The sequence below is a fragment of the Streptomyces sp. sk2.1 genome (assembly GCF_008120935.1).
Taxonomy (GTDB): domain Bacteria; phylum Actinomycetota; class Actinomycetes; order Streptomycetales; family Streptomycetaceae; genus Streptomyces.
Window position 1 is genome coordinate 55,105 of the sequence record NZ_RDBO01000033.1, and the last position, 22,165, is coordinate 77,269.

The following is a 22,165-nucleotide window of genomic DNA, read 5'->3' on the forward strand; positions in this document are numbered from 1 at the left end:
CAGAAGCAACACCCCGTCGAGTGTTGCCAAATCCCTTACGGGCTCCCCCGGCCTGTGCGAGAGTCGTCTTCGGTCCACCATTCAGACCTGGTAGCGCCGCGCCTGTATCGGAGTACGAGATGCCGTCCCCGCTGTCCGCGGACCGCCCCGCCCCTCACCCGCCCGAGCACGATGCCGTGGCCACGCTGATCGACCGGACCCGGCGGCTGCGCGGCGATGTGGATGCCGTGCGGCGCGACACGGTGCCGGTCGACGAGGAGGACCCGCAGGCGCGGTGGCAGCGGGCGCTCTGCGATCTGGCGGTCAGCCATCTCGACAACCTCGGTACGCATCTGGGGCAGCTCAGGGACGGCCTGCGGCCACCGGTGCCGGAACAGTCCAGGAGCACACCGCCGCAGGACACCGCGGCAAGGCTCGCCGAGAAGCCGCGGCAGGGGTCGCTGATCGGCCGGGTGGGCAGCGCCGAGTGGAATCTGCTCACCGACGAGGTCAGCTGGTCCGAGGAGCTGTTCCAGATCTTCGGCAGGTCTCCCGAGGCCGGTCCGCTCTCGCTGGACGAACTCCCCTCCGTACTCGTCCCCGAGGACCAGCCCCTGCTCACCGCGCTGGTGACGGGCTGCCTGGTGGACGGGAAGCCGATAGACGGCGAGTTCCGCATCGTACGACCCGACCGCCGGACCCGCACGCTCCACATGATGGGTGAGCCCGTCCTCGACACGGACGGCTGCACCGCCTCCATGTGGGCCGTCCTGCGTGACGTCAGCGAGCTGCGGCGGAGCCAGCAGACGGTGCGGCGGAGCCACGACACGCTCCGCCGCCGCCAGGACAGGGCGCGGACCGAGCACCGCATGGCCGTCGAACTCCAGCAGGCCGTGCTCCCCCCGTGGCGGGGCTCGTCACGGTCCCCCTCGCGGGGAGCCGGCGCACTGGACGTCGCGGCCCACTACCTCCCTTCGGAGTCGAGTTCCCTCATCGGCGGCGACTGGTACGACGCACTGGACCTGCCGGACGGCAGGACCGTGCTCACGGTCGGTGACCTGACCGGCCACGGCATCCCGGCCACCTCGGCCATGGCGATGCTGCTGGGCGCGCTGCGCGGAATGGCCGTGGCAGGCATCGAGCCGGGCGCCCTCATGGGACATCTCAACCAGTTGCTGGAGACCTCCGCCCAACCCGCTCTGGGCAGCGCGGTGTGCTGCCGTTTCGATCCGGCGACCGGCGCCCTGGCCTGGGCCCAGGCGGGACACCCCGCGCCGCTGCTGTTCCGCGCCGGGCAGGGGCGCCCGCTGCCCCCACCGGACGGGGTCCTCCTCGGCGCGGCCTCCGGGGTCACGTACGAGCAGGACGAGGTGCACCTGCTGCCGGGCGACGTGCTGGTGCTGCACACCGACGGGCTGAACGGTCACGACGGCCGGGGTGCGGACCCGGACGCGCTGCTCGCTCTGGCACCGCGCTTCGCACGGGCCGGTTCGGCGCAGGAGTGCCTGCGGACCGTCCTCACGGAGTTCGGCGGTACCGAGCGCCTGGACGACGCGTGCGTGCTCATCGCCCGTCTCGGGGTGTAGAACGGCACGACGGCACCCGTGACGGAGGGCATGGACACCCGCGACACCGGGCACGGCGCGGGACACGGCAGCACGGAGCCGCCTGCCCACGGAGCAGTGCCCGAACGGCCGGTGGCCGGACGGTGACGGACCGGACCGCTGCGGTCGGCCGGCACGATGTCAGCCGGACCGTGGCGTCCGGACGATCGGCGGTCGGCGCCCCTCGTCGTGGCGCCCCGGTCAGATCTCCGTGGAACGCCTGGGCTGTTTGATGACGGACTGCGGCATGGAGAGCTTGATCTCCTCGCGCAGTTCCGCGATCTTCGCGTAGCCCGCGAACTGGCCGGTGAGCCGGTACATTTCGCGCAGCCGGTCCCAGGTGCGGTGCGAGGAGGTCTCCCCCATCGTCACCAGGGCGAGTCGCGCGTAGCGGTCCGCCTGCTCGGGATCGTCGGCGATGAAGCACGCCGAGGCGAGCGAGATGTAGTCGAAGATCTTGGACCGCTGGCGGCCGTTGACCCGGAGCTCCAGCGCCTGCTTGGCGTGGCGCTGGGCCACGATCGCCGCCGACGGGTCGTGCTCGGCGAGAGTGCGGAACGCCAGGGCCTGCATGCCGTGCAGGTCCGCCTCGTCGAACATCTGCATCCAACTGGGCGGCGGCACATCGCTCTTGTCCGACACGAAGAGCTCCTCGGCCTTGCCGAGCGTGCGCCGCATCGCCTGGCCCCGGCCCATGGATGCCTGTGCCCACGCCTCGATGGTGTACAGCATCGCCCGGGTGCGGGGCAGCACCTCGTCCCCCGAACCGGACTTGGCGAGCTTCATCAGGTCCAGGGCGTCGTCCGGACGGCCGAGATGGACCATCTGCCGGGCCGCCCTGGAGAGCGCCTCGCCCGCCCGCGGGCGGTCCCCGCCCTCGCGCGCCGCGTGGGCCGCGATGACGAAGTACTTCTGGGCGGTCGGTTCGAGTCCGATGTCGTGCGACATCCATCCCGCGAGCACCGCCAGGTTGGCCGCCACGCCCCACAGCCTGCGTTGCAGGTGTTCGGGGTGGCGGTAGGCGAGCATGCCGCCCACCTCGTTGAGCTGGCCCACCACGGCCTTGCGCTGGAGTCCGCCGCCCCGGGACGCGTCCCAGGCACGGAACACCTCGACGGACCGTTCGAGCGCTTCGATCTCCTCCGACCCGATGGGCGCGGCCTCGTACCGGTCGAAACCGGCAGGCTCCGCGTGCAAGGGGTCGTTGATCCGTGGGACGTCGGCCGCCAGCACGGGATCCGTGTGCAGCCAGTCGTACATGGGGCCGGTGATGGTCGATCCTGCGGCGAGCGCGGCGCCCGCGCTCACCAAGCCGCGTCGGTTGAGCATGAGGTCCATTCCCGTGAATTCGGTGAGGACCGCCGCCGTCCGCTCGGGCGCCCACGGCAACCCGTCGGGATTGTGCTGCGTCCCGACGCCCCGCCGTTTCCCTGCACGCCCGCGTCGGCCGAACCCGAGGTCCTCGATGGTCACGACACGACCGAGTCGCTCGGTGAACAGGGCAGCCAGCACCTCGGGCACGGGATCGCGGGGTGACTCCCCCATGTCGATCCAACGCCGCACCCGCGAGGTGTCGGTGGCCAGTTGCGGATGGCCCATGGCCGCCGCCTGCCTGTTCACCATTCTCGCGAGTTCGCCCTTGGACCAGCCGGCGAGGCCGAACAGGTCGGACAGGCGGGTGTTGGGTTCTCCGGTCACGTCAAGCCCCCAGGTTCTCGGCTGTGTTGACAGTAACCCCCTGTCAGATGCCTTGCGACTATTCGCCATGGTTCGCCAGGGCACGCCACATGGTCTGCCACCCGGAGTTCGGTGTCAGGTAGGAAAGCGCCACCCCGCCCGGCAGCCCTAGGTACTCCCCAGGGTGCCGAACGGTCGCCGGGCCGGGGCGGCGCACGCAACTTGTCGGCGCACGAAGGGATCTGTCTCGCTCATGTACACAGCATCGTCCTCCGTGACCGCCCCGCCCCGGCCGCTCCGCCCCCTGGGGGCGGGCGGCGGACCGTATCTCACTCCGCACGCCGCTCCGTCGGTGCCCGGCACGGTCCGCCCGCGTCGGCCCGCGGGTCCCGGCGGTCCGGCGCTCAGCGGACGGCTGGACCTGTCCGGCCCGCAGGGCGCGCAGCTGAGGATGGTGATCGCCTCGGTGCAGCGGATCTGTCCCGAGTTCAACCCCGTCCAGGTGCTGCGCCGCAGCGGCCGTTCGGTCCTGCTCGTCGGCTCCACCGGACGGACGACCGCGGTGGCCAAGTGCTTACTGGACCACTCGCCCGCGTGGTCGGAGCGGTTCCGGCACGAAATAGCTGCATACCGTGCGTTCGTCCGGCACCGTCCCCCGGTGCGGGTGCCGCGTCTCATCGCGGCCGATCCGGAGAACTGCACGCTGGTGATCGAGCGGATGCCGGGACGGGTGGCGGCGCTGACCAGACACCCGTCGGAGGCCCCGCCCCGTGCCGATGTGCGGGCCGTGCTCGGTGCGATCAGCCGGGTCAACGAATGGCGGCCGGCCCCGGGGCTCTTCGACGCCCCGCTGGACTACGCCTCCCGGATCTCCCGCTACCACGAGCTGGGGCTGTTCACCGACCGGGATCTGGGCGACCTGCAGAAGCTGCTGCACGGCCTGGCGCACGCGGGCGGACGTCAGGGCATGGGGCAGTTCTGTCACGGTGACGCGCTGCTCTCCAACATCCTGCTGTCGCCCACGGGTCCGGTGCTGGTCGACTGGGAGCACGCGGGCTGGTACCTGCCGGGCTACGACCTGGCGACGCTCTGGACGGTCCTGGGGGACGCGCCCGCGGCGCGGCGTCAGATCAGCCAGCTCGCCCAGGCCAAGGGGCCCGCGGCACGTGACGCGTTCCTGGTGAACCTCATGCTGGTCCTGACCCGTGAGATCCGCACGTACGAGACGGCCGTCCAGCGGGCCATGCGTGATCCGATGCCTCCCGGCGCCGGTCAGGACCGGCCCGGAGCCCTGTCGTCGAGCGAGGAGCAGCGGCTGCTGCTGCGTCGGCTGCACGACGACTGCGCCATGGCCCGCAGAGCCGTACGAGCCGCGGTCGGCACTCGCTGACCTGTCCAGGGGGACGCGCGCGGGCCCGGTGCCGACACACCGGGTCCGCGCGCGTCGTTGTGGTTCAGCGCGTGCGGACGATGTCCACGTCGGACGCCTTCACGAAGGCGATCCGGTGGCCGATCTGCACCGTCACGTACTTCTCCCCGCCACCGAAGTACGTGTGGTCGAAGGGGGCCGAGGAGTCGATCGTCGGCGCGTAGAAGTAACCCGTGGGCGCCTCGCCGCCGCCGGGGTACGACTGGCCCGCCCCGATCGTGTACGGGAGCGGCGAGCCCACCCGCTTGTCCCCGAAGTCCGCGGGGTACTCGGACTTCTCCGGGTACGCCACCCCGTACACCGGGACGTCCGTGCGGCCGGTCTTCGGCCTGACCACGTAGCCGGAGGTCGGTGTGGTGCTCCGGGCGTGGGCCGGGGTCCGGAACCATGCCTTCTTGCCGTACCACCAGATCGCCGTCCAGCCGGGGGCGTGGTCCGCGACGACCGCCTGCTGGGTGGCGCTGATCTTGCTGCCCCAGTCGGCGGCGCAGTTCGTGCCGGGCGAGCCGTCGGGGTGCAGGCCGGGGTCGGAGAAGAGGGGCGCGTCGACGGAGGGCGCGGTGTGCAGCGGGACGGCGCTGGAGCCCTGGGCCGGCAGGTCCACGCCCTTCTCGCAGTCGCGGAAGACCTGCCGGTTCTTCTTGAAGTCCGGGCTGATGGTGACGAGTTCGCTGCTGCGGGGCGCGGTCGGCACCGTGGGCTCGCCGAGCAGCTTCATGAAGCGGTTCCAGTCCCAGTACGGGCCCGGGTCCCAGTGCATGTTCCTGGTTCCGGCCGCGGTGGTGGGCGGCACCCCGTCGTGGCCGATGATGTGCTGGCGATCGAGCGGGATGTCGTACTTGGCGGCGAGGTAGCGCACCAGCTTGGCGGTGGAGCGGTACATCTCGGGGGTGTACCACTTGGCGCCGTCGACGGCGACGCCCTCCTGCTCGATGCCGATGGAGTGGCTGTTGACGTACCAGTTGCCCGCCTGCCAGGCCACGTCCTTGCCCTTGACCATCTGGGTGACATGGCCGTCGGCCGAGCGCACCACGTAGTGGGCGGACGCCTGCTTCAGCGGGTTCTGGAAGATCTTCAGCGTGGTGTCGAAGTCCTCCTCGGTGTCGTGCAGGACGATGAAGCGGACCTTGTTGGTGTTCGGCCGGTCCGCGGTGTCGTAGTTCCCGTACGTCTCCTTGTCGGCGGGGTCGCCCGTCTGTTGGTAGGCCGCCGGAACCCAGTCGCACGCGAGGCCGCGCGGGCATTCCGGACGCACCTCGTCCGCTCCGGCCTGTGCCACGGGACTGAGCAGTGCCATGCTCAGTGCGCCGACGCCGGTGAGCGCGAGTGCGAGTCCGGTCCTCTGCTTGGACGTCATGACAACCCTTCTTCGGAGCCGTGCGTGTCGAGCCGGGCGTGCTGGGCGTGCGTGATCCGTTCCGCTGATCCGCTGTGCGCGCACACTCTCCGACCTGACATGACAGCGAGTCAAGGGATCGGCCGAGGTCGCGGGCCGAGCCAGTGGACCAGACCACTGAAAGAGCCTTTGACCTGCATGCGGAAAGATTCAACCGGCCTTCGGTGGCGGCTCGTTGCCCGTTCCCCGGGGAGCGGACGCACGGCATCGGGCACATCCCGGACACCACCCATGTGCATGCTTTTTATCTGACTAATCCGGGATATGAGTACCTCGAATGGCCGAAGGGTAGTGCTCGCGCGGAAACGATCGAGGCCGCGCGACAGCCGTGCGGCGTCCCAGGAAAGGCCGAACGTAGATGCCTCAGCCCTTCACTCTGCCGGATTTCTATGTCCCGCATCCGGCGCGGCTCAACGCCCATGTCGAGGAGGCCCGGGCGCACACCAAGGAGTGGGCCCGCGGCATGGGGATGGTGGAGGGTTCGGGCATCTGGGACGAGAAGGACCTCGACTCCCACGACTACGCACTGCTGTGCGCGTACACCCATCCCGACTGCTCGGCCGAGGCCCTCTCGCTGGTCACCGACTGGTACGTGTGGGTCTTCTTCTTCGACGACCACTTCCTGGAGCTGTTCAAGCGCACCCTGGACCGGGAGGGCGGCAAGCGGTATCTGGACCGGCTGCCCGCGTTCATGCCGATGGACCGCGGAGCCCCGGTGCCGGAGCCCGTGAACCCGGTCGAGGCGGGGCTGGCCGACCTGTGGGCACGGACGGTGCCGGGCATGTCGGACGCCTGGCGGGCCAGGTTCGCCGAGGCGACGGAGAACCTGCTCAACGAGTCGTTGTGGGAGCTCGCCAACATCGACGAGGGGCGCATCGCGAACCCCGTCGAGTACATCGAGATGCGCCGCAAGGTGGGTGGTGCGCCGTGGTCGGCGGGGCTCGTGGAGTACGCGGCCGGCGCGGAGGTGCCCGAGCAGGTGGCCGGGGAGCGGGCACTGCGGGTGCTGCGGGACGCCTTCTCCGACGCCGTGCACCTGCGCAACGATCTCTTCTCGTACCAACGGGAGGTGGAGGAGGAGGGCGAGAACAGCAATGGCGTGCTGGTCCTCGAACGCTTCCTCGGCTGTTCCACGCAGGAGGCCGCCGAGGCGGTGAACGATCTGCTGACCTCCCGGCTGCAGCAGTTCGAGAACACCGTCCTCACCGAACTCGGCCCGCTCTGCGCGCGAAAGGGCCTCGATCCCGCGCGGACCGCGTCGGTCCTCGCGTACGTCAAGGGCCTGCAGGACTGGCAGTCCGGCGGTCACGAGTGGCACCTGCGCTCCAGCCGCTACATGAACGACGGGGCGGTCGGGGCGGTCGAGGCGGGCTCGACCGGCTTCGGCATGGCCGCGGCCTCGCTCCGGTTCACCGCCCGCTCGGAGTCGGCCCGGCTGCGCAGCCACACCCATGTGCCCCACCGGCGGGTCGGCCCGTCCCTGCTGCCCGACTTCGAGCTGCCCTTCGGCACGACGCTCAGCCCCCATCTGGGCGGGGCGCGACTGCGGGTCGTCGACTGGGCGGACCGCATGGGTCTGTTGAAGGCACAGCCGGGGGTGCCCGGTTCGCACATCTGGGACGAGCGGCAACTCGTCGCGATCGACCTGCCGCTGTGCGCGGCGGGACTGTTCCCGGACGCGACGCCGGAGGAGCTCGATCTGGCGTCGCAGTGGCTGACCTGGGGGACGTACGGGGACGACTGGTTCCCGGTGGTGCACGGGCGGCCCCGTGACCTGGCGGGGGCCGCGCTCGCCAACGAGCGGCTGTCGGCGTTCATGCCGCTGGACGGGGCCGCGGCGCCCGAACCGGTCAACGCGCTGGAGCGGGGGCTCGCCGACCTCTGGGCGAGGACCTCGGCCCCGATGGACGCGGGCGGGCGGCGGGCGTTCCGCAAGTCGGTCGAGGACATGACCGCGAGCTGGCTGTGGGAGCTCGCGAACCAGGCGCAGAACCGTATCCCCGATCCGGTGGACTACATCGAGATGCGGCGCATGACCTTCGGGTCCGACCTCACGATGAGTCTGTGCAGGCTGGGGCACGGCAGGAAGGTTCCGCCGGAGATCTACCGCAGCGGGCCGATGCGCTCCCTGGAGAACGCGGCGGCGGACTACGCGTGTCTGCTCAACGACCTGTTCTCGTACCAGAAGGAGATCGAGTACGAGGGCGAGGTGCACAACGGCGTCCTGGTCGTGCAGAACTTCTTCGGGGTGGACTACCCGACCGGGGTGGCGATCGTGCACGACCTGATGGAGTCGCGACTGCGGCAGTTCCTGCACATCGCCGAGCGGGAACTCCCGGTGCTGTGCGACGACTTCGGGCTGGGCACGGAGGCCCGGGAGGTCCTGGCCGGGTACGTGCGGGAGCTCGAGCAGTGGCTCGCGGGCATCCTGATCTGGCACCGCGGCTGCCGGCGCTACCGCGAGCAGGACCTCCGGCGGGGCAACGGCACCCCGTGGCACATCGGCGGTCCCACGGGGATCGGCGTCTCGGCGGCGCGGGTGACCTCACTGTTCGCGCGGACCGCGGCGAGCGGCGGGTAACGGGCTGGGGCCTTTCGTTTGGATCAGGCCGGATCAGTGAGCGGGGTCCGGTACGTGCGATCGCAAGGCGGAGGAGGGAGACAATGGCGGAGCCCTGGCGAGTGACGACAACGCGGCGAGCGATGGGGTCTCCCCTGCTCGAGCACAGCCGAGAGCTCGGGGAAGTACCGGGGCACGCGAGCCCGGCATGATCCAAACGAAAGGCCCTGGGCCCGGCATGCGTGTGGCCGCCCGCAGGACGCGGGCGGCCACCGGCGAGACGTTTCAGCCCTGCTGGAACAGCTCGGCGGGCAGCGGCTTCAGGAGGGTGTACAGGTCGTCGGTGATCGGCCGGTCCCAGCTGGCGATGGTGACGAGCACACCGTCGCTGCGGTCGAACTGGACGCAGGAGATGCGGCTTTCGGAGAGCTTGATCCGGCGGACGATCAGCAGGTTGTCGCCCTGCATGACGGGCACGTCCTCGGTGCCGGTGACCTCGACCGGCTCGTCGTTCTCCAACGCGAGCAGCAGCTGGGCGACCTCGAACGGGACCTGGCCCTCCTCGGTCTCGCGGGCGGGCGATCCCTCCGGGAGGTTACCGATGATCATCGCGGGGCCGCGGCCGCCGAACAGGTCGTAGCGCAGGAAGACGCCCTGGCAGCTCCCGTCGGGGGCGGGCAGCAGGCCGGCGCCGAGATTTCCGGGCCAGTCCCCCGGGTCCATGGCCAGGACGTCGAAGTCGGGGCCCGCGGGTGTGGCGGCGCTACGGCGGCGGAGGAAGGACATGCAGACATGGTACGTGTCCGGGCTCACGTTGCAGAGTCGGGTCCGCGCAGGCCGGGGCGCCGAGGGGCCCGCCGGCCGGACCCCGGCGGGCCCCTCGGCCGGTCCCGGCCGGGGCGGCGGCGCCGGGGCCGGTCACATCCGGTGTCCGGGGGACACGGAGGGTGATCCGGCGCGCGGCGCGGTCGCGGCCGGGACCGCCGGGACGGCCCCCTTCCGCGAAGGGGGCCGGGGTCAGCCGGTGGGGGGTTCTGATCCGACCAGCCACATGGCGAAGAACTGCGCCCCGCCGCCGTACGCGTGACCGAGCGCCTTCCGGGCCCCCGCCACCTGGTGCTCGCCCGCCCGGCCCCGTACCTGGAGGGCGGCCTCGGCGAAGCGGATCATGCCGGAGGCCCCGATGGGGTTGGTGGAGAGCACGCCGCCCGAGGGGTTCACGGGCAGGCCGCCGTCGATCTCGGTGACGCCGGACTCGGTGAGCTTCCAGCCCTCGCCCTCCTCGGCGAAGCCGAGGTTCTCCAGCCACATCGGCTCGTACCAGGAGAACGGCACGTACAGCTCGGCGGCGTCGATCTCCCGCCGCGGGTCGCTGATCCCCGCCTGCCGGTACACGTCGGCCGCGCAGTCCCGGCCAGCCCTGGGGGACACGAAGTCCTTGCCGGCGAAGAGCGTCGGCTCGCTGCGCATCGCACCTCCGTGCACCCACGCGGGCGGGTGCGGCGAGCGGTCCGCCCCGGCCCGGTCGGTGAGGACCATCGCACAGGCCCCGTCGGAGGACGGGCAGGTCTCCGAGTAGCGGATCGGGTCCCAGAGCATCGGCGCGGCCCGTATCTTCTCCAGGGTGATGTCGGGGTCGCGGACGTGGGCGTACGGGTTCCTGAGCGCGTTGCGCCGGTCCTTGTACGCGACGAGGGAGCCGATCTCGTCGGGGGCACCGGTGCGCCGCATGTAGGCCCGCACGTGCGGGGCGAAGAAGCCGCCCGCGCCGGCCAGCAGCGGCTGCTGGAACGGGATCGGCAGCGAGAGGCCCCACATGGCGTTGGACTCGGACTGCTTCTCGAAGGCGAGCGTCAGGACGGTGCGGTGCACCCGCGCGGAGACCAGGTTGGCGGCGACGAGTGCGGTGGAACCGCCGACGGAGCCCGCGGTGTGCACCCGGAGCATGGGTTTGCCGACGGCGCCGAGGGCGTCGGCGAGGTAGAGCTCCGGCATCATCAGGCCCTCGAAGAAGTCGGGGGCCTTGCCGATGACGACGGCGTCGATGTCCGCCCAGGTCAGGCCGGCGTCGTCCAGCGCGCGGACGGCGGCCTCGCGGACCAGCCCGGCGATGGAGACGTCCCGGCGGGCGGAGACGTGTGCGGTCTGACCGATGCCTACGACGGCCACGGGCTCAGCGGACATGAGCGCTCTCCCCTTCGAGGACGGCGACCAGGTTCTGTTGCAGGCAGGGCCCGGAGGTGGCGTGGGCCAGTGCCCGGTCGGACTCGCCCCGGTGGATGCGGGCGGCAGCCTCGCCGAGCCGGATCAGTCCGGCGGCCATGACCGGGTTGGCGGCGAGCGCGCCGCCGGACGGGTTGACGGCGACGTCGTCGGCGAGTTCGAGCGCCTTGCGCAGCACCACCTCCTGGGAGGTGAACGGGGCGTGCAACTCGGCTGTGTCCACGGGGCGTTCGAAGAATCCGGCCCGGGTCGCGGCGAGCCGGGTGGACGGTGATCCGGTCAGTTCGCGGACGCCGAGGCCGTGTGCCTCGATGCGGTGGTCGATGCCGCGGATCCAGGCGGGGCGGGGGCACAGGCGCCGGGCGGTGTCCCCGGCGGCGAGGATCACGGCGGCCGCCCCGTCGCCGATCGGTGCGCAGTCGCCGGTGCGCAGCGGTCGCACGACGTAGTCCCCGGCCGGGACCCGGCCGGCGAGCTGGGCGTGCGGGTTGTCCGCGGCGGCGGCGCGGTTGCGGGCGGCGATCGCGGCGAGGGCCGCCTCGTCCGTGTCGCCCGCGTCGATCAGCGCCTGGGCCTGGAGCGCGGCGAGGGCGACGGAGTCCGGCCAGAGCGGGCCGACGTAGTACGGGTCGAGCTGGCGGGTGAGGACGTCGCGGAGCTCCCCGGGCGAGGACTTGCCGTAGGAGTAGACGAGCGCGGTGTCGGCCTGGCCCGTCCGGATCTTCACCCATGCCTCGTACAGGGCCCAGGCGCCGTCCATCTCCACGTGGGACTCGGAGATCGGCGGGTGGGCGCCGACGCCGTCGAGCGCCATGGTGAAGGAGAAGGCGCGGCCGGCCAGGTAGTCGCTGGAGCCGGAGCAGGTGAAGCCGATGTCGCCCGCCCGCAGGCCGGTCGCGTCGAGGACCCGGTGGAGCACCGGCATCAGCATCTCGACCTCGGAGAGTTCGTCGGTGCGCCGCAGATGGTCCGTCTGCGCGAAGGCGACGATCGCCACGTCTCGCATCTAGAGCAGCTCCTTGTACGCGTCGTAGTCGGCGTCCGGCTCGCCGGTGGGCCGGTAGTGGTCGGGATGGCGGGTGCCCTCGGTCCAGACGGGTTCGACGCGCAGCCCCATGCGCACCTCGTCGTACGGGATGCCGCCGATCCGGGCGTGCAGGGCGAGGTCGGCGCCGTCGAGTGCGATGTGCGCGTAGACGTAGGGGACCTCGATGTCGAGGTTCTTCGCCTTGATGTTGACGACGCAGTACGTGGTCACGGTGCCGCGCGGGCCGACCTCGACCCGTTCCGCGGTGGCGACGCCGCAGGTGGGGCAGGCGCCGCGCGGCGGCACGTACACCTTGGCGCAGGACGGGCAGCGTTCGCCGACGATGCGCCGCTCGGACAGGGCCTCGATGTAGGCGCTCTGGGCCCGGCCGGGGGTGTACCGGTAGTCGAGCCGGGCGGGGGTGACGATGCCGGTGACGGGGTCGGGGAACGCGCCGTCGTGCGGGGCGGGCGGTCCGCCGGCGTCGCCCTCGTACGGTTCGAAGCAGGCGATGTCCGTGATCGCGCCGGTCCGTTCGGCGGCCCAGCGGATCCGGACCCGCATGCCGGTGCGCACGGCGTGCGGGCCGGGTGCGGCCAGGGCGTGCAGGAGGGCGGTGTCGGCCCCGTCGAGCCGGACGAGGGCCCAGGCGAAGGGGGTGTCGAGGGGCTGGCCGCGGCGCGGCGCGGGGTTCCAGGCCCAGGTGGTGACGGTGCCGGTGGGAGCGACCTCGACGAGTTCCCGGATCTCCTTCGCGGTGACGGGGTCGTACTCGACGGGCGGGACCAGGATCCTTCCTCCGTCGGTGCGGACGCCGAGCACGGTGCGTTCGCGCAGTCCGGTGAGGAAGGCGCTCTGGACCGGGCCCAGGGAGCGGGTGAAGGGGAATTCGACCACGAGTGGTGCGCTGAGGATGTCGGGCACGGTTGCCTCCTGGGCTCGGGGCCCGTCGGGTGCGCCCGGTCGGAGGCCACCCGGCGGGTTCTCAGGCGCGGCGGTAGACGGGCGGGCGCTTCTCGGCGAAGGCGCGGGCGCCCTCGCGGGCGTCGGCGGTGGCGAAGATCGGTTGGCCGCGCTCCAATTCGGCGGCGAGGCCCTCGGTCTCGGTCAGTTCGGCACTCTCGTACACGGACGCCTTGACGGCCTCGACGGCGAGCGGTCCGCAGGCGTTGATCCGCTCGGCGACGGCCAGGGCCTCGTCCAGTGCGGTGCCGTCGGGGACGACCCGGCCGATCAGCCCGATGGCGGCGGCCTCGGCGGCGCTGTAAGGGCGGCCGGTGAGGAGCATTTCGAGGGCGTGGGTGCGGGGGATCTGGCGGGGCAGCCGCACCGTGGACCCGCCGATGGGGAAGAGGCCGCGCCGGACCTCGAAGAGGCCGAAGGTGGCGCCCGCCCCGGCGATCCGGATGTCGGTGCCCTGGAGGATCTCGGTCCCGCCCGCCACGCAGTGGCCCTCGACCGCGGCGACGACCGGTTTGCGGGGACGGTGGTGGCGCAGCATCGCCTTCCAGTGCAGGTCGGGGTCGGCGGCCATCCGGTGCCGGTACTGCTCCCCCTCCATGCCCTTTCCGGCCAGGGCCTTGAGGTCCATGCCGGCGCAGAAGCAGCCGCCCGCCCCGGTGAGGACGACCGAGCGGACCGTGTCGTCCTCGTCGGCCGCCAGCCAGCCGTCGTACAGCCCGACCAGCATCGGCAGCGAGAGGGCGTTCTTCGCCTCCGGCCTGTTCAGGGTGAGCACCAGTGTGGCGCCCTCGCGGCGCACGGTGAGGTGTTCCGTACCACCCATTGCCTGCCTCCCGTCTCGGGACCCGGGGCCGCCGGGTCGGTGCTGCCGGTCGCGGCACTGGAACAGGTTGCAGTAGGCGGGGGCCCAGTTCAATAGTTTTCTGACAGTCAGTCAGTTTTATTCGTCCGGGCCCCTTCCCACTTGTGGCTCCCGGCGCTCTAATGACCGCCGAGCCAGTCAGCTTCCGGGGTCAGGAGGAACGGTGGAGTACAACCTTGCCGACCTGTTCGAATCGGTCGTCGACGCGGTCCCGGAACGCGAGGCGCTCGTCTACCTCGACCACCCCGGCACCGGTGCGGAGCGCCGGCTCACGTACGCGGAGCTGGACGCGGCCGCCAACCGCCTCGCCCACCACCTGATCGACGCGGGCATCACCCCCGGTGAGCACCTGGGGCTGCACCTGTACAACGGGGTGGAGTACCTGCAGACCGTGCTGGCCTGCCTCAAGGCGCGGATCGTGCCCGTCAATGTGAACTACCGCTACGTGGAAGAGGAGTTGACCTACCTCTACCGGGACGCCGATCTGGCCGCCCTGGTCTTCGACGCCGAGTTCGACGAGCGGGTCGCGGCGGCCGCGCCGAAGGCCCCGCTGCTGCGCCACCTCGTCCGGGTGGGGACCCCGGCGGCGGGCGTCCGGGGCCCGGAGGCGGTCGCGTTCACGAAGGCGGAGGCGGACGGGAGCCCGGAGCGCGGTTTCGCACCGCGCTCGGCCGACGACCAGTTCATCATCTACACCGGCGGCACCACCGGGATGCCCAAGGGGGTGATGTGGCGCCAGGAGGACCTGTTCTTCTCCGGGCTCGGCGGGGGCGCGCCGACCGGCGAGCCGGTGCGGACCCCGCAGGAGCTGGCCGAGCGGGTGGCCGCGGGCGGGGACGGGATCACCTTCTTCCCCACTCCCCCGCTGATGCACGGCACCTCGACCCTCACCGCGTTCATCGGCTTCAACTTCGGGCAGCGGGTCGTGCTCCACCGCAGGTTCGACCCGGAGGCGGTGCTGCGCACCGTCGAGAAGGAGAGGGTCACCAGCATGTCGCTGGTGGGCGACGCGATGCTGCGGCCGCTGATCGACGCGTTGAAGGGCCCGCTGAAGGGCACCGACTGCTCGTCGATGTTCTCCGTCTCCAGTTCGGGGGCGATCATGTCGGACTCGGTGCGCGCGGAGTTCCAGGCGCTCGTGCCGACGGTGATGTTACTGAACAACTTCGGCTCCTCGGAGTCCGGGTTCAACGGTACGGCCACGGACGACTCGGGCCCGGAGAACGGCTTCCGGCTCCGGGTCAACTCCCGTACGGAGGTGGTCGATCCGGCCACCCACGAGCCGGTGGCCCCGGGCGAGCCGGGCCGGATCGCCCAGCGCGGGCACGTGCCCCTCGGCTACTACAACGACCCGGCCAAGACCGCGCAGACGTTCTTCCGCCGGGGCGAGGAGCGGTGGGTGCTGCTCGGCGACATGGCGACGGTCGACGCGGACGGCATCGTCACGGTCCTCGGCCGGGGCTCGCAGTGCATCAACACCGGGGGCGAGAAGGTGTACCCCGAGGAGGTCGAGCAGGCGCTCAAGGCCCATCCGGACGTGTACGACGCGCTGGTCGCCGGGGCGCCCGACGCCCGCTGGGGCAATCGCGTCGCGGCGGTGGTGCAGCTGCGCGAAGGGGCGCCCGAGCCCTCGCTCGACGACATCCAGGCGCACTGCAGGACGCGGCTGGCGGGCTACAAGATCCCGCGCCGGCTGGTGATCACCGGGCGGATCCGGCGCTCGCCGAGCGGCAAGGCCGACTACCGGTGGGCCCGCTCGGTCGTCGCGCCCCCGCGCGAGCCCGGCGACTGAGCCCCCGGCCCTCCGGCACCGGCAGCAACAGCAACAGCAACAGCAACAGCAACAGGGTCGCCCGGATATACCACGGCGGGCCCGCCCCGGGACCGTGCGGCGGAACCCGCGTAACCCATTCGGGCACCCCCCGCACCCATCCGCTCACCCTATGTGGCAACAGGGCGGGATCGCCCATAGCTTCGGCTCATGAGGAAACGAAACATCAAGATCCTTGTGCCGGTCGTGGTCCTCTCCGCCGCGGGACTCGGGGCGGCCGTCTCGGCCGCGGGGCTCGGGTCGGCCACTCCGTCCGCCTCCCCCGAGAGCGCGCACGTGGTCCACCCCGGCGAGTCGATCCAGAAGGCGGTGGACGCCGCCCGGTCGGGCGACACCGTCGTCGTCCTGCCCGGCACGTACCGTGAGAGCGTCCTGGTCACCACGCCCGGCCTGACCCTGCGCGGTTCCGGCAGCCGGACCGTGATCCGGCCGGCGGAAGCGGGCACGCGGGCCTCCGACGCCTGTGCGCGGGCCGGAAACGGCATCTGCGTACTGGGCAGCAAGGACCGGACCGTGGAGGGGGTGAGCATCGACGGACTGACCGTCTCCGGTTTCAAGAAGAACGGCGTCTGGGCCTCCTGGACCGACCGGCTGACCGTCCGGGGCGTGACCTCCGAGCACAACGGTGTCTGGGGCATCGCCCAGGAACGCTCCACCCGCGGTGTGTTCGCGCGCAACACCGCCCGTGCCAACGGTGACGCGGGCATCTTCGTCGCGAACACCGTCGACGAGGAGGGCGGCGCCACCGACACCCGGGGCACCGAGCTCCGGCACAACACACTGGCGGACAACCGGATCGGCTTCACCGCCCGGCGGGTAAGGAACCTGACGGTCCGCGACAACACCGCCACCGGCAACTGCACCGGTGTGTTCGTCGTGGGCGACGAAGGAAAGCCGCAGGCCGGAGCCATGACGATCGAGTCCAACCGGATCACCGGCAACAACAAGTCCTGTCCCGCGACCGAACGGCTGTCGGCCCTCCAGGGCTCCGGCATCGTGCTCACCGGCGCCGCGGACACCCGGGTGCGCTCGAACACGATCCGCGACAACACGGGCGAAACGCCCATGTCCGGCGGCATCGTGCTGTTCAAGAGCTTCGTGGGAACGAAGAACACCGGCCACACCATCAGCGGCAACGTCGTGCTCGACAACAAGCCGGCCGACCTCGCCAACGGGGACACCGCCGGAAAGAACAACACCTTCATCGACAACGTCTGCGCGAAGTCCACACCTGCCGGGATGTGCTGACCGACGCACCCCGCACGAGGAGAAGCGAAACAGTATGACCACTGTCAGTCCCACCCCCACCCCCGCCTCCGTCCACGCGTCCACGCCGCGCTCCCCCACCCCGTCGCTCCCCCGCAGCCGGCCATGCAGCTGCGCGAACTCGTCTTCGGCGCCGCCAGGGCCGCCGCCGTGCGCGCCGCCGCCCGGCTGCGCGTCGCCGACGCGCTGGACGAGACGCCCGCCACCGCGCAGGAACTCGCGGAGCTGGTGGGGACCGAGGCCGTGCCGCTGCGGCGGCTGCTGCGCGCCCTGTCCTGCTACGGGATCTTCACCGAGACCGCGGACGGGCGGTTCGCCCACACCGAGATGTCCCGCCTGCTGCGCGAGGACGACCCCCACAGCCTGCGCGACATCTCGCTGTGGTGCACCGAGCCCTGGACCTGGGACGTGTGGCCGCGCCTCGACGACGCGGTGCGCACCGGCAGGAGCGTCTTCCAGGACGTGCACGGCAAGGGGTTCTTCGACTACCTGCACCAGGACGCCCACGAGTCCGCGCAGATCTTCAACCGGGCGATGACCACCTCCAGCGTGCAGTCCGCACTGGACGTCGCCGAACTCCTCGACCTCACCGGGGTGTCCTCGGTCGCCGACATCGGCGGCGGCCAGGGGCACGTGCTGGCGAGCCTGTTGGAGAAGCACCCCTCCCTCCACGGCACCCTGATGGACCTGCCGGGCGTGGTGGCGCGGGCCGACGCCCGGCTGCGGGACGAGGGCGCGCTGGTCGACCGGACCCGGATCGTGGCCGGGGACTGCCGCGAGGCCATCCCCGTCGGGGCCGACCTCTACATCATCAAGAACATCCTGGAGTGGGACGACGACAGCACCCGCAGGACCCTGCGCAACATCGTCGTCGCGGCCCGCCCGGGGGCCAGGGTCGTCGTCATCGAGAACCTCGTCGACGACACCCCCTCGATGCGTTTCACCACCGCGATGGACCTGCTGCTGCTCCTCAACGTCGGCGGCGCGAAGCACACCCGGGAGAGCCTGGTCACCCGGATCTCGGACGCCGGGCTGCTGATCGGCGACGTCGTCCCGGTCAACGCCTATCTGCACGCGTTCGAGTGCGTGGTCCCCGACTGACCGTCCCCTTCCCGGCACGGCATGGAAACGCCCCGGGTCCGGCCTCTCGGCCGGACCCGGGGCGTTCGTCCGTCTCAGCCGGTGGTGTCGCGTTCCCACCGGTAGAACTCGTGGGCCATGGCGTCCTTGGGGCTGCGCCAGGTCTGCGGGTCGTAGGCGCTGACGTAGGCGGTGAGCTTCTCGCTGATGTCCTTGAACTGCGGGTGCCCGGTCACCTTCGCGATCTCGGGGCCCGGCGGGCGCTCCGACTCGATCAGGTGCAGGTACACATCGCCGAACTGGAAGAGCTTGCGCCTGGTGACGCCGACGAGGTGCGGCAGTTCGGTGCTGTCGGAGGCGGCGAACAACTCGGCGATGTCCGGCGCCGACCCCGGTGCCATCCGGGCGACGATCAGGGCGTGGTGCATCGGGGATGCCTTTCTGGTTCCCGGCCCGGCACCCGGCCGGACGGCCGGGTGCCGGGCCTCGGACGGACGGCGGGTCAGCGGGCGCCGGCCGGAGCCGTACGGCGCTCCCGGTCGCGCTGCTCGATCTTGTCCCGGATGAGTTCCATCTGGATCTTGGAGTTGCGGTTGATGTTGTCGGTCATCCACGCGTCGTCGACGGGTGCGTCGGGCCGCATCGCGAAGTCCTGGGTCCAGTGCATCTTCGTCCCGCCGGGGACCTCCGAGTACTGCCACCGGATGTCCATGTGCTGGAACGGCCCGGGCTCGACACGACGGGCGCGGACCGTACGACCGGCACGGTCCACGGTCCGCTCGGAGACCCAGCTCCACACCTTGTCGTTCTCGTCGGGGTGCATCGTCAGCCGGAAGGTGGTGCTGTCCCCGTCCCGTTCGATGATCTCGACCGCGGCGTACTCGCTGAAGAGCCGCGGCCAGTTCTCCAGGTCGTTCGTCACGTCCCAGACCAGGTCCAGGGGGGCGGCGATGGTGATCTCGTTCTCGGTGTGTCCTGGCATGTCAGGCTCCTGTCATGAGGCTGTTGTTGACGAGGGCGAGGAATTCCTGCGGGGTCCTGCAGCGGTCCGCGTCGGCCGGCAGTGCGCGGCCGTGCCGGTTCTCCAGCACGCCCACGATGCCGAGGAGGCCCAGCGAGTCCAGGCCGAACTCGTCGAAGGCCGAGCCTGGGCGCTTCTCCATGTCGTGCGGGTCGACGGTGAGACCGGCGCCCTTCTTCATCAGGGCGGCGAGTTCCGTGTAGGTCAGTCGGTCGGTCATGAGGATTTCTCCTTCTCACGTTTGGGTGTCGGTGGAGCCCCGCAGCACCATGGCCGCGTTCGAGCCCATCAGCCCGCGGCTGAGCACCAGCGCCGTCCGCAGTTCGGCGGGGCGGGCGCAGCCGGTGACCACGTCGAGGTCGTGGCACACCTCGAAGACGTTCGGGGTCGGCGGTATGAGCGCGTTCTCCATGGAGAGCACGGCGGCGGCCGCGTCCAGCACCGGTGCGCCGCAGTACGCGCGTCCGGTGCCGGTCTTGGGCGCCGTCACCGGTACCCGGGTGCCGTGCGCGCCGAGCGCGTCCGCGATCGCGAGCGCCTCGGCCCGGTCGGCGGCGGGCACCCCGAGGGCGTCCGCGAAGACGACGTCGATCTCGTCGGGGGCGCAGTCGGCCTCCCGCAGCGCTCCGATGATCGCCTGGGCGAGGCCCTCCCGGGACTCCTCCCACCTGGCCGCCCCGGTGAACGTGGCGGCGTGTCCGGCGACTTCGGCCCGCACCTTGGCGCCGCGCCGACGGGCCGACCGCTCCTCCTCGACCACCAGCATCGCCCCGCCCTCGGCGGGCACGAAACCGCAGGCGCCCGAGGTGAACGGCCGGTAGGCGCGGAGCGGGTCGTCGACGGTGCTCAGGTCCGCGTACCCGAGCTGGCAGACGACCGAGTAGGGCGCCAGCGGGGCCTCGGCCGCGCCGACCACCACCGCCTCGGTGCCGCCGCGGATCGAACGGGCGGCGTGCGCCAGCGCGTCCAGGCCGCCCGCCTCGTCACTGGCCACGACCGCGCAGGGGCCCTTGAAGCCGCCGCGGATCGAGATCTGGCCGGTGCTGGCCGCGTAGAACCAGGCGATGGACTGGTAGGGGCCCACGTAGGTGGAGCCCTGTCCCCACAGCCGCTGGAGTTCGCGCTGGCCGAACTCGCCGCCGCCGGAGCCGGCCGCGGTGACCACGCCGACGTCGAACGGTGAGTCCTCGTAGTCGGCGCGGCCCAGCCGGGCGTCGTCCAGCGCGATGTCCGCGGCGGCCATCGCGAAGTGCGTGAACCGGTCGGTCTGGACGAGGTAGCGCTCCTCGATCAGTTCGGCCGGCTCAAAACCGCGCACCTCCCCCGCGACCTTGAGCGGCAGGTGCTCGCACCCCTCGCGGGTGACCCGGTCCAGGACGCTCATTCCCTCGTGCGTCCGCTTCCAGAAGGCTTCGGTGTTGGTGCCGTTGGGGGCGACGACACCGATGCCGGTGACGACGGTGCGCCGGGCTTTTCGGTTCCTCATGGTGTCCTCCCACCTGTCCGGGTCAGGGCCACCGCGGACTGGAAACCGCCGAACCCGCTGCCCACCGAGAGCACGCTGCGCAGCTTGAGGGGGCGTGCGGTGCGCGGCACGTAGTCGAGGTCGCACTCGGGGTCGGGGTTCTCGTAGTTCGCGGTCGGCGGCACCGTCTGGTGGACCAGGGCGAGCACGCAGGCCGCGATCTCTATCGCCCCGATGGCCCCCAGCGAGTGGCCGACCATCGACTTGATCGAGCTCATCGGGATCTCGTGGGCGTGCGCGCCGAGCGCCCGCTTCACGGCCGCCGTCTCGTGCCGGTCGTTCTGCTTGGTGCCCGAGCCGTGCGCGTTGACGTAGTCGATCTGCGAGCCGTCCATCCGGGCGTGGGCCAGTGCCCGGTTGATCGCCTCGGCCATCTCCAGTCCCTCGGGCGTCAGACCGGTCATGTGGTAGGCGTTGCCGAAGGTGGCGTAGCCCGAGATCTCGCAGTAGACGGTGGCGCCGCGGGCCCGCGCGTGCTCCAGCTCCTCCAGGACGAGGACGGCGCCGCCCTCGCCCATGACGAAGCCGTCGCGGCGGGCGTCGAACGGCCGGGAGGCGTGCTCCGGGTCGTCGTTGTTCGCCGACGTGGCCTTGATCGCGTCGAAGCACGCCACGGTGATCGGGGTGATCGGTGAGTCCGACGCCCCGGCCACGCACACGTCGACGCGGCCCTCCTCGATGGAGTGGAAGGCGTAGCCGATCGCGTCGAGGCCCGAGGTGCAGCCGGTGGAGACGGTCTGCACCGGGCCGTGCGCGCCGACCTGTTCGGCCACCGCCGAGGCGAGGGAGCTGGGCGAGAAGGCCCGCTCCAGGTGCGGGCCCGCCGGGCGGTGGTCGACGTCCCAGCGGGCGCCGCTCGCGCTGACGGCGACGTAGTCGTGCTCCAGCCGGGTGGTGCCGCCGACCGCGGTGCCCAGCGACACCCCCATGCGCCAGGGGTCCACCTTCTCCGGGTCCAGGCCCGCGTCGTCGAGGGCCTCCCTGGCGGCCACCATCGCGAACTGGATGTAGCGGTCCGAGCGGGTGATCGTGTCCGCGTCCAGCCCGTGCGCCGCCGGGTCGAAGTCGCACTCGGCGGCGATGCGGGAACGGAAGCCGGTCGGGTCGAAGAGCGTGATGCCCCTGGTCGCGGTGCGCCCGTTCGCGAGGAGGTCCCAGAAGGCCGGCGTGCCGATGCCGCCGGGGGCGACGACACCGATGCCGGTGACCGCGACGCGGCGGGTCACGAGGCCGCCTCGGTTCGCTCCGGCGGGGTGACGCGCTCGGCGGATTCCGTCTCCTCGGTGTCGACGTGGCCGAGTTCCGGGCGCGGGGCGAGCGGACCGAGGTGGAAGACCATGCGGGCCTCGACATCGCCCACGTTGCGGAATCGGTGGCGTACATGGGGCGGGATCAGCAGACCCTGGTCGGACTTCATCCGGTACGGCTCGCCGTCCAGGTCCACTTCCAGCAGACCGTCCACGACGTACACGAACTCCTCGGAGTACGGGTGGTAGTGCTCGCCGATGCGGTCGCCGGGCTGAACGATGGCGAGTCCCATGAAGCCGCTGGTGGCTCCCACCGCGGTCGGCGTGAGCATGGCGCGAAGGTCGCCTCCTCGCCTGCGGTTGGGCTGCGTCTCGCTGAGGTCCACGATGCGTGGCAGGTGCATGGTCATGACTGTTTCCTCCTGGCGCATTGCGCGTTGTTTCGACGGGTTGAGCGAGAACCCCCCAGGGGGCG

General features: G+C 71.5%; 18 protein-coding genes and 1 pseudogene. 6 read left to right on the forward strand and 13 right to left on the reverse strand.

The features are described 5' to 3' along the window. The first annotated feature begins 119 nt into the window (after positions 1-119). Positions 120-1,565 carry a PP2C family protein-serine/threonine phosphatase gene (locus EAO76_RS12400; protein WP_148835982.1) on the forward strand — a complete coding sequence of 482 codons (1,446 nt, stop codon included), beginning with the start codon at positions 120-122 and terminating at the stop codon, positions 1,563-1,565. A gap of 219 nt (positions 1,566-1,784) precedes the next feature. On the opposite strand, the gene EAO76_RS12405 is transcribed toward EAO76_RS12400, so the two are convergent. Continuing rightward, complete coding sequence (locus tag EAO76_RS12405; RefSeq protein WP_148835983.1) at positions 1,785-3,281, reverse strand: hypothetical protein; 1,497 nt, start codon at positions 3,279-3,281, stop codon at positions 1,785-1,787. A gap of 232 nt (positions 3,282-3,513) precedes the next feature. Here EAO76_RS12405 and EAO76_RS12410 point away from each other — a divergent pair, with 232 nt between their 5' ends. After that, positions 3,514-4,650: an aminoglycoside phosphotransferase family protein gene (locus EAO76_RS12410; RefSeq protein ID WP_148835984.1), complete on the forward strand. Its 1,137-nt coding sequence runs from the start codon at positions 3,514-3,516 to the stop codon at positions 4,648-4,650. 64 nt (positions 4,651-4,714) lie between these two features. Here EAO76_RS12410 and EAO76_RS12415 read toward each other — a convergent pair whose 3' ends face one another. Continuing rightward, entirely contained in the window at positions 4,715-6,046 is a 1,332-nt protein-coding gene (locus EAO76_RS12415; RefSeq protein ID WP_148835985.1) for an N-acetylmuramoyl-L-alanine amidase, read from the reverse strand. A 397-nt stretch (positions 6,047-6,443) separates the two neighbouring features. Here EAO76_RS12415 and EAO76_RS12420 point away from each other — a divergent pair, with 397 nt between their 5' ends. Further along, a complete protein-coding gene (locus EAO76_RS12420; RefSeq protein ID WP_148835986.1) occupies positions 6,444-8,666 on the forward strand; it encodes a terpene synthase family protein in 2,223 nt (740 codons plus the stop codon). Positions 8,667-8,930: 264 nt separating this feature from the next. Here EAO76_RS12420 and EAO76_RS12425 read toward each other — a convergent pair whose 3' ends face one another. From EAO76_RS12425 to EAO76_RS12445, 5 genes are all read right to left on the reverse strand, one after another. Further along, positions 8,931-9,431, reverse strand: coding sequence for a hypothetical protein (locus EAO76_RS12425; protein WP_148835987.1), 501 nt, complete (start codon positions 9,429-9,431; stop codon positions 8,931-8,933). 231 nt (positions 9,432-9,662) lie between these two features. Further along, a complete protein-coding gene (locus EAO76_RS12430; protein WP_148835988.1) occupies positions 9,663-10,829 on the reverse strand; it encodes a thiolase domain-containing protein in 1,167 nt (388 codons plus the stop codon). After that, a complete protein-coding gene (locus tag EAO76_RS12435; RefSeq protein ID WP_148835989.1) occupies positions 10,819-11,874 on the reverse strand; it encodes a thiolase domain-containing protein in 1,056 nt (351 codons plus the stop codon). The genes EAO76_RS12430 and EAO76_RS12435 overlap by 11 nt, the downstream gene beginning before the upstream one ends. Further along, a complete protein-coding gene (locus EAO76_RS12440) occupies positions 11,875-12,819 on the reverse strand; it encodes a Zn-ribbon domain-containing OB-fold protein (protein WP_148835990.1) in 945 nt (314 codons plus the stop codon). 61 nt (positions 12,820-12,880) lie between these two features. Continuing rightward, on the reverse strand, positions 12,881-13,681 hold the full coding sequence (locus tag EAO76_RS12445; RefSeq protein WP_148835991.1) for a crotonase/enoyl-CoA hydratase family protein: 801 nt from the start codon (positions 13,679-13,681) through the stop codon (positions 12,881-12,883). A gap of 202 nt (positions 13,682-13,883) precedes the next feature. Here EAO76_RS12445 and EAO76_RS12450 point away from each other — a divergent pair, with 202 nt between their 5' ends. The 3 genes and pseudogenes from EAO76_RS12450 to EAO76_RS12460 all read left to right on the forward strand — a co-directional run bounded on the left by EAO76_RS12450 (position 13,884) and on the right by EAO76_RS12460 (position 17,918). After that, positions 13,884-15,512, forward strand: coding sequence for an acyl-CoA synthetase (locus EAO76_RS12450; RefSeq protein WP_148835992.1), 1,629 nt, complete (start codon positions 13,884-13,886; stop codon positions 15,510-15,512). A gap of 189 nt (positions 15,513-15,701) precedes the next feature. Beyond that, on the forward strand, positions 15,702-16,799 hold the full coding sequence (locus EAO76_RS12455) for a nitrous oxide reductase family maturation protein NosD (protein WP_148835993.1): 1,098 nt from the start codon (positions 15,702-15,704) through the stop codon (positions 16,797-16,799). A 34-nt stretch (positions 16,800-16,833) separates the two neighbouring features. Further along, positions 16,834-17,918: pseudogene (locus tag EAO76_RS12460) on the forward strand (methyltransferase). Between the two features lie 74 nt (positions 17,919-17,992). Here the strand turns inward: EAO76_RS12460 and EAO76_RS12465 are convergent. The 6 genes from EAO76_RS12465 to EAO76_RS12490 all read right to left on the reverse strand — a co-directional run bounded on the left by EAO76_RS12465 (position 17,993) and on the right by EAO76_RS12490 (position 22,100). After that, positions 17,993-18,325: a TcmI family type II polyketide cyclase gene (locus EAO76_RS12465; RefSeq protein ID WP_148835995.1), complete on the reverse strand. Its 333-nt coding sequence runs from the start codon at positions 18,323-18,325 to the stop codon at positions 17,993-17,995. A 74-nt stretch (positions 18,326-18,399) separates the two neighbouring features. Then, on the reverse strand, positions 18,400-18,879 hold the full coding sequence (locus EAO76_RS12470) for an SRPBCC family protein (protein ID WP_148835996.1): 480 nt from the start codon (positions 18,877-18,879) through the stop codon (positions 18,400-18,402). A 1-nt stretch (position 18,880) separates the two neighbouring features. After that, complete coding sequence (locus EAO76_RS12475; protein ID WP_148835997.1) at positions 18,881-19,138, reverse strand: acyl carrier protein; 258 nt, start codon at positions 19,136-19,138, stop codon at positions 18,881-18,883. A 15-nt stretch (positions 19,139-19,153) separates the two neighbouring features. After that, positions 19,154-20,404 (reverse strand): ketosynthase chain-length factor, encoded by a 1,251-nt coding sequence (locus EAO76_RS12480; protein WP_148835998.1) that lies wholly within the window; start codon positions 20,402-20,404, stop codon positions 19,154-19,156. Further along, complete coding sequence (locus EAO76_RS12485; RefSeq protein ID WP_148835999.1) at positions 20,401-21,669, reverse strand: beta-ketoacyl synthase; 1,269 nt, start codon at positions 21,667-21,669, stop codon at positions 20,401-20,403. The genes EAO76_RS12480 and EAO76_RS12485 overlap by 4 nt, the downstream gene beginning before the upstream one ends. Continuing rightward, on the reverse strand, positions 21,666-22,100 hold the full coding sequence (locus EAO76_RS12490) for a cupin domain-containing protein (protein WP_148836000.1): 435 nt from the start codon (positions 22,098-22,100) through the stop codon (positions 21,666-21,668). Before EAO76_RS12490 ends, EAO76_RS12485 begins: the two co-directional genes overlap by 4 nt. Between the last annotated feature and the right edge of the window lie 65 nt (positions 22,101-22,165).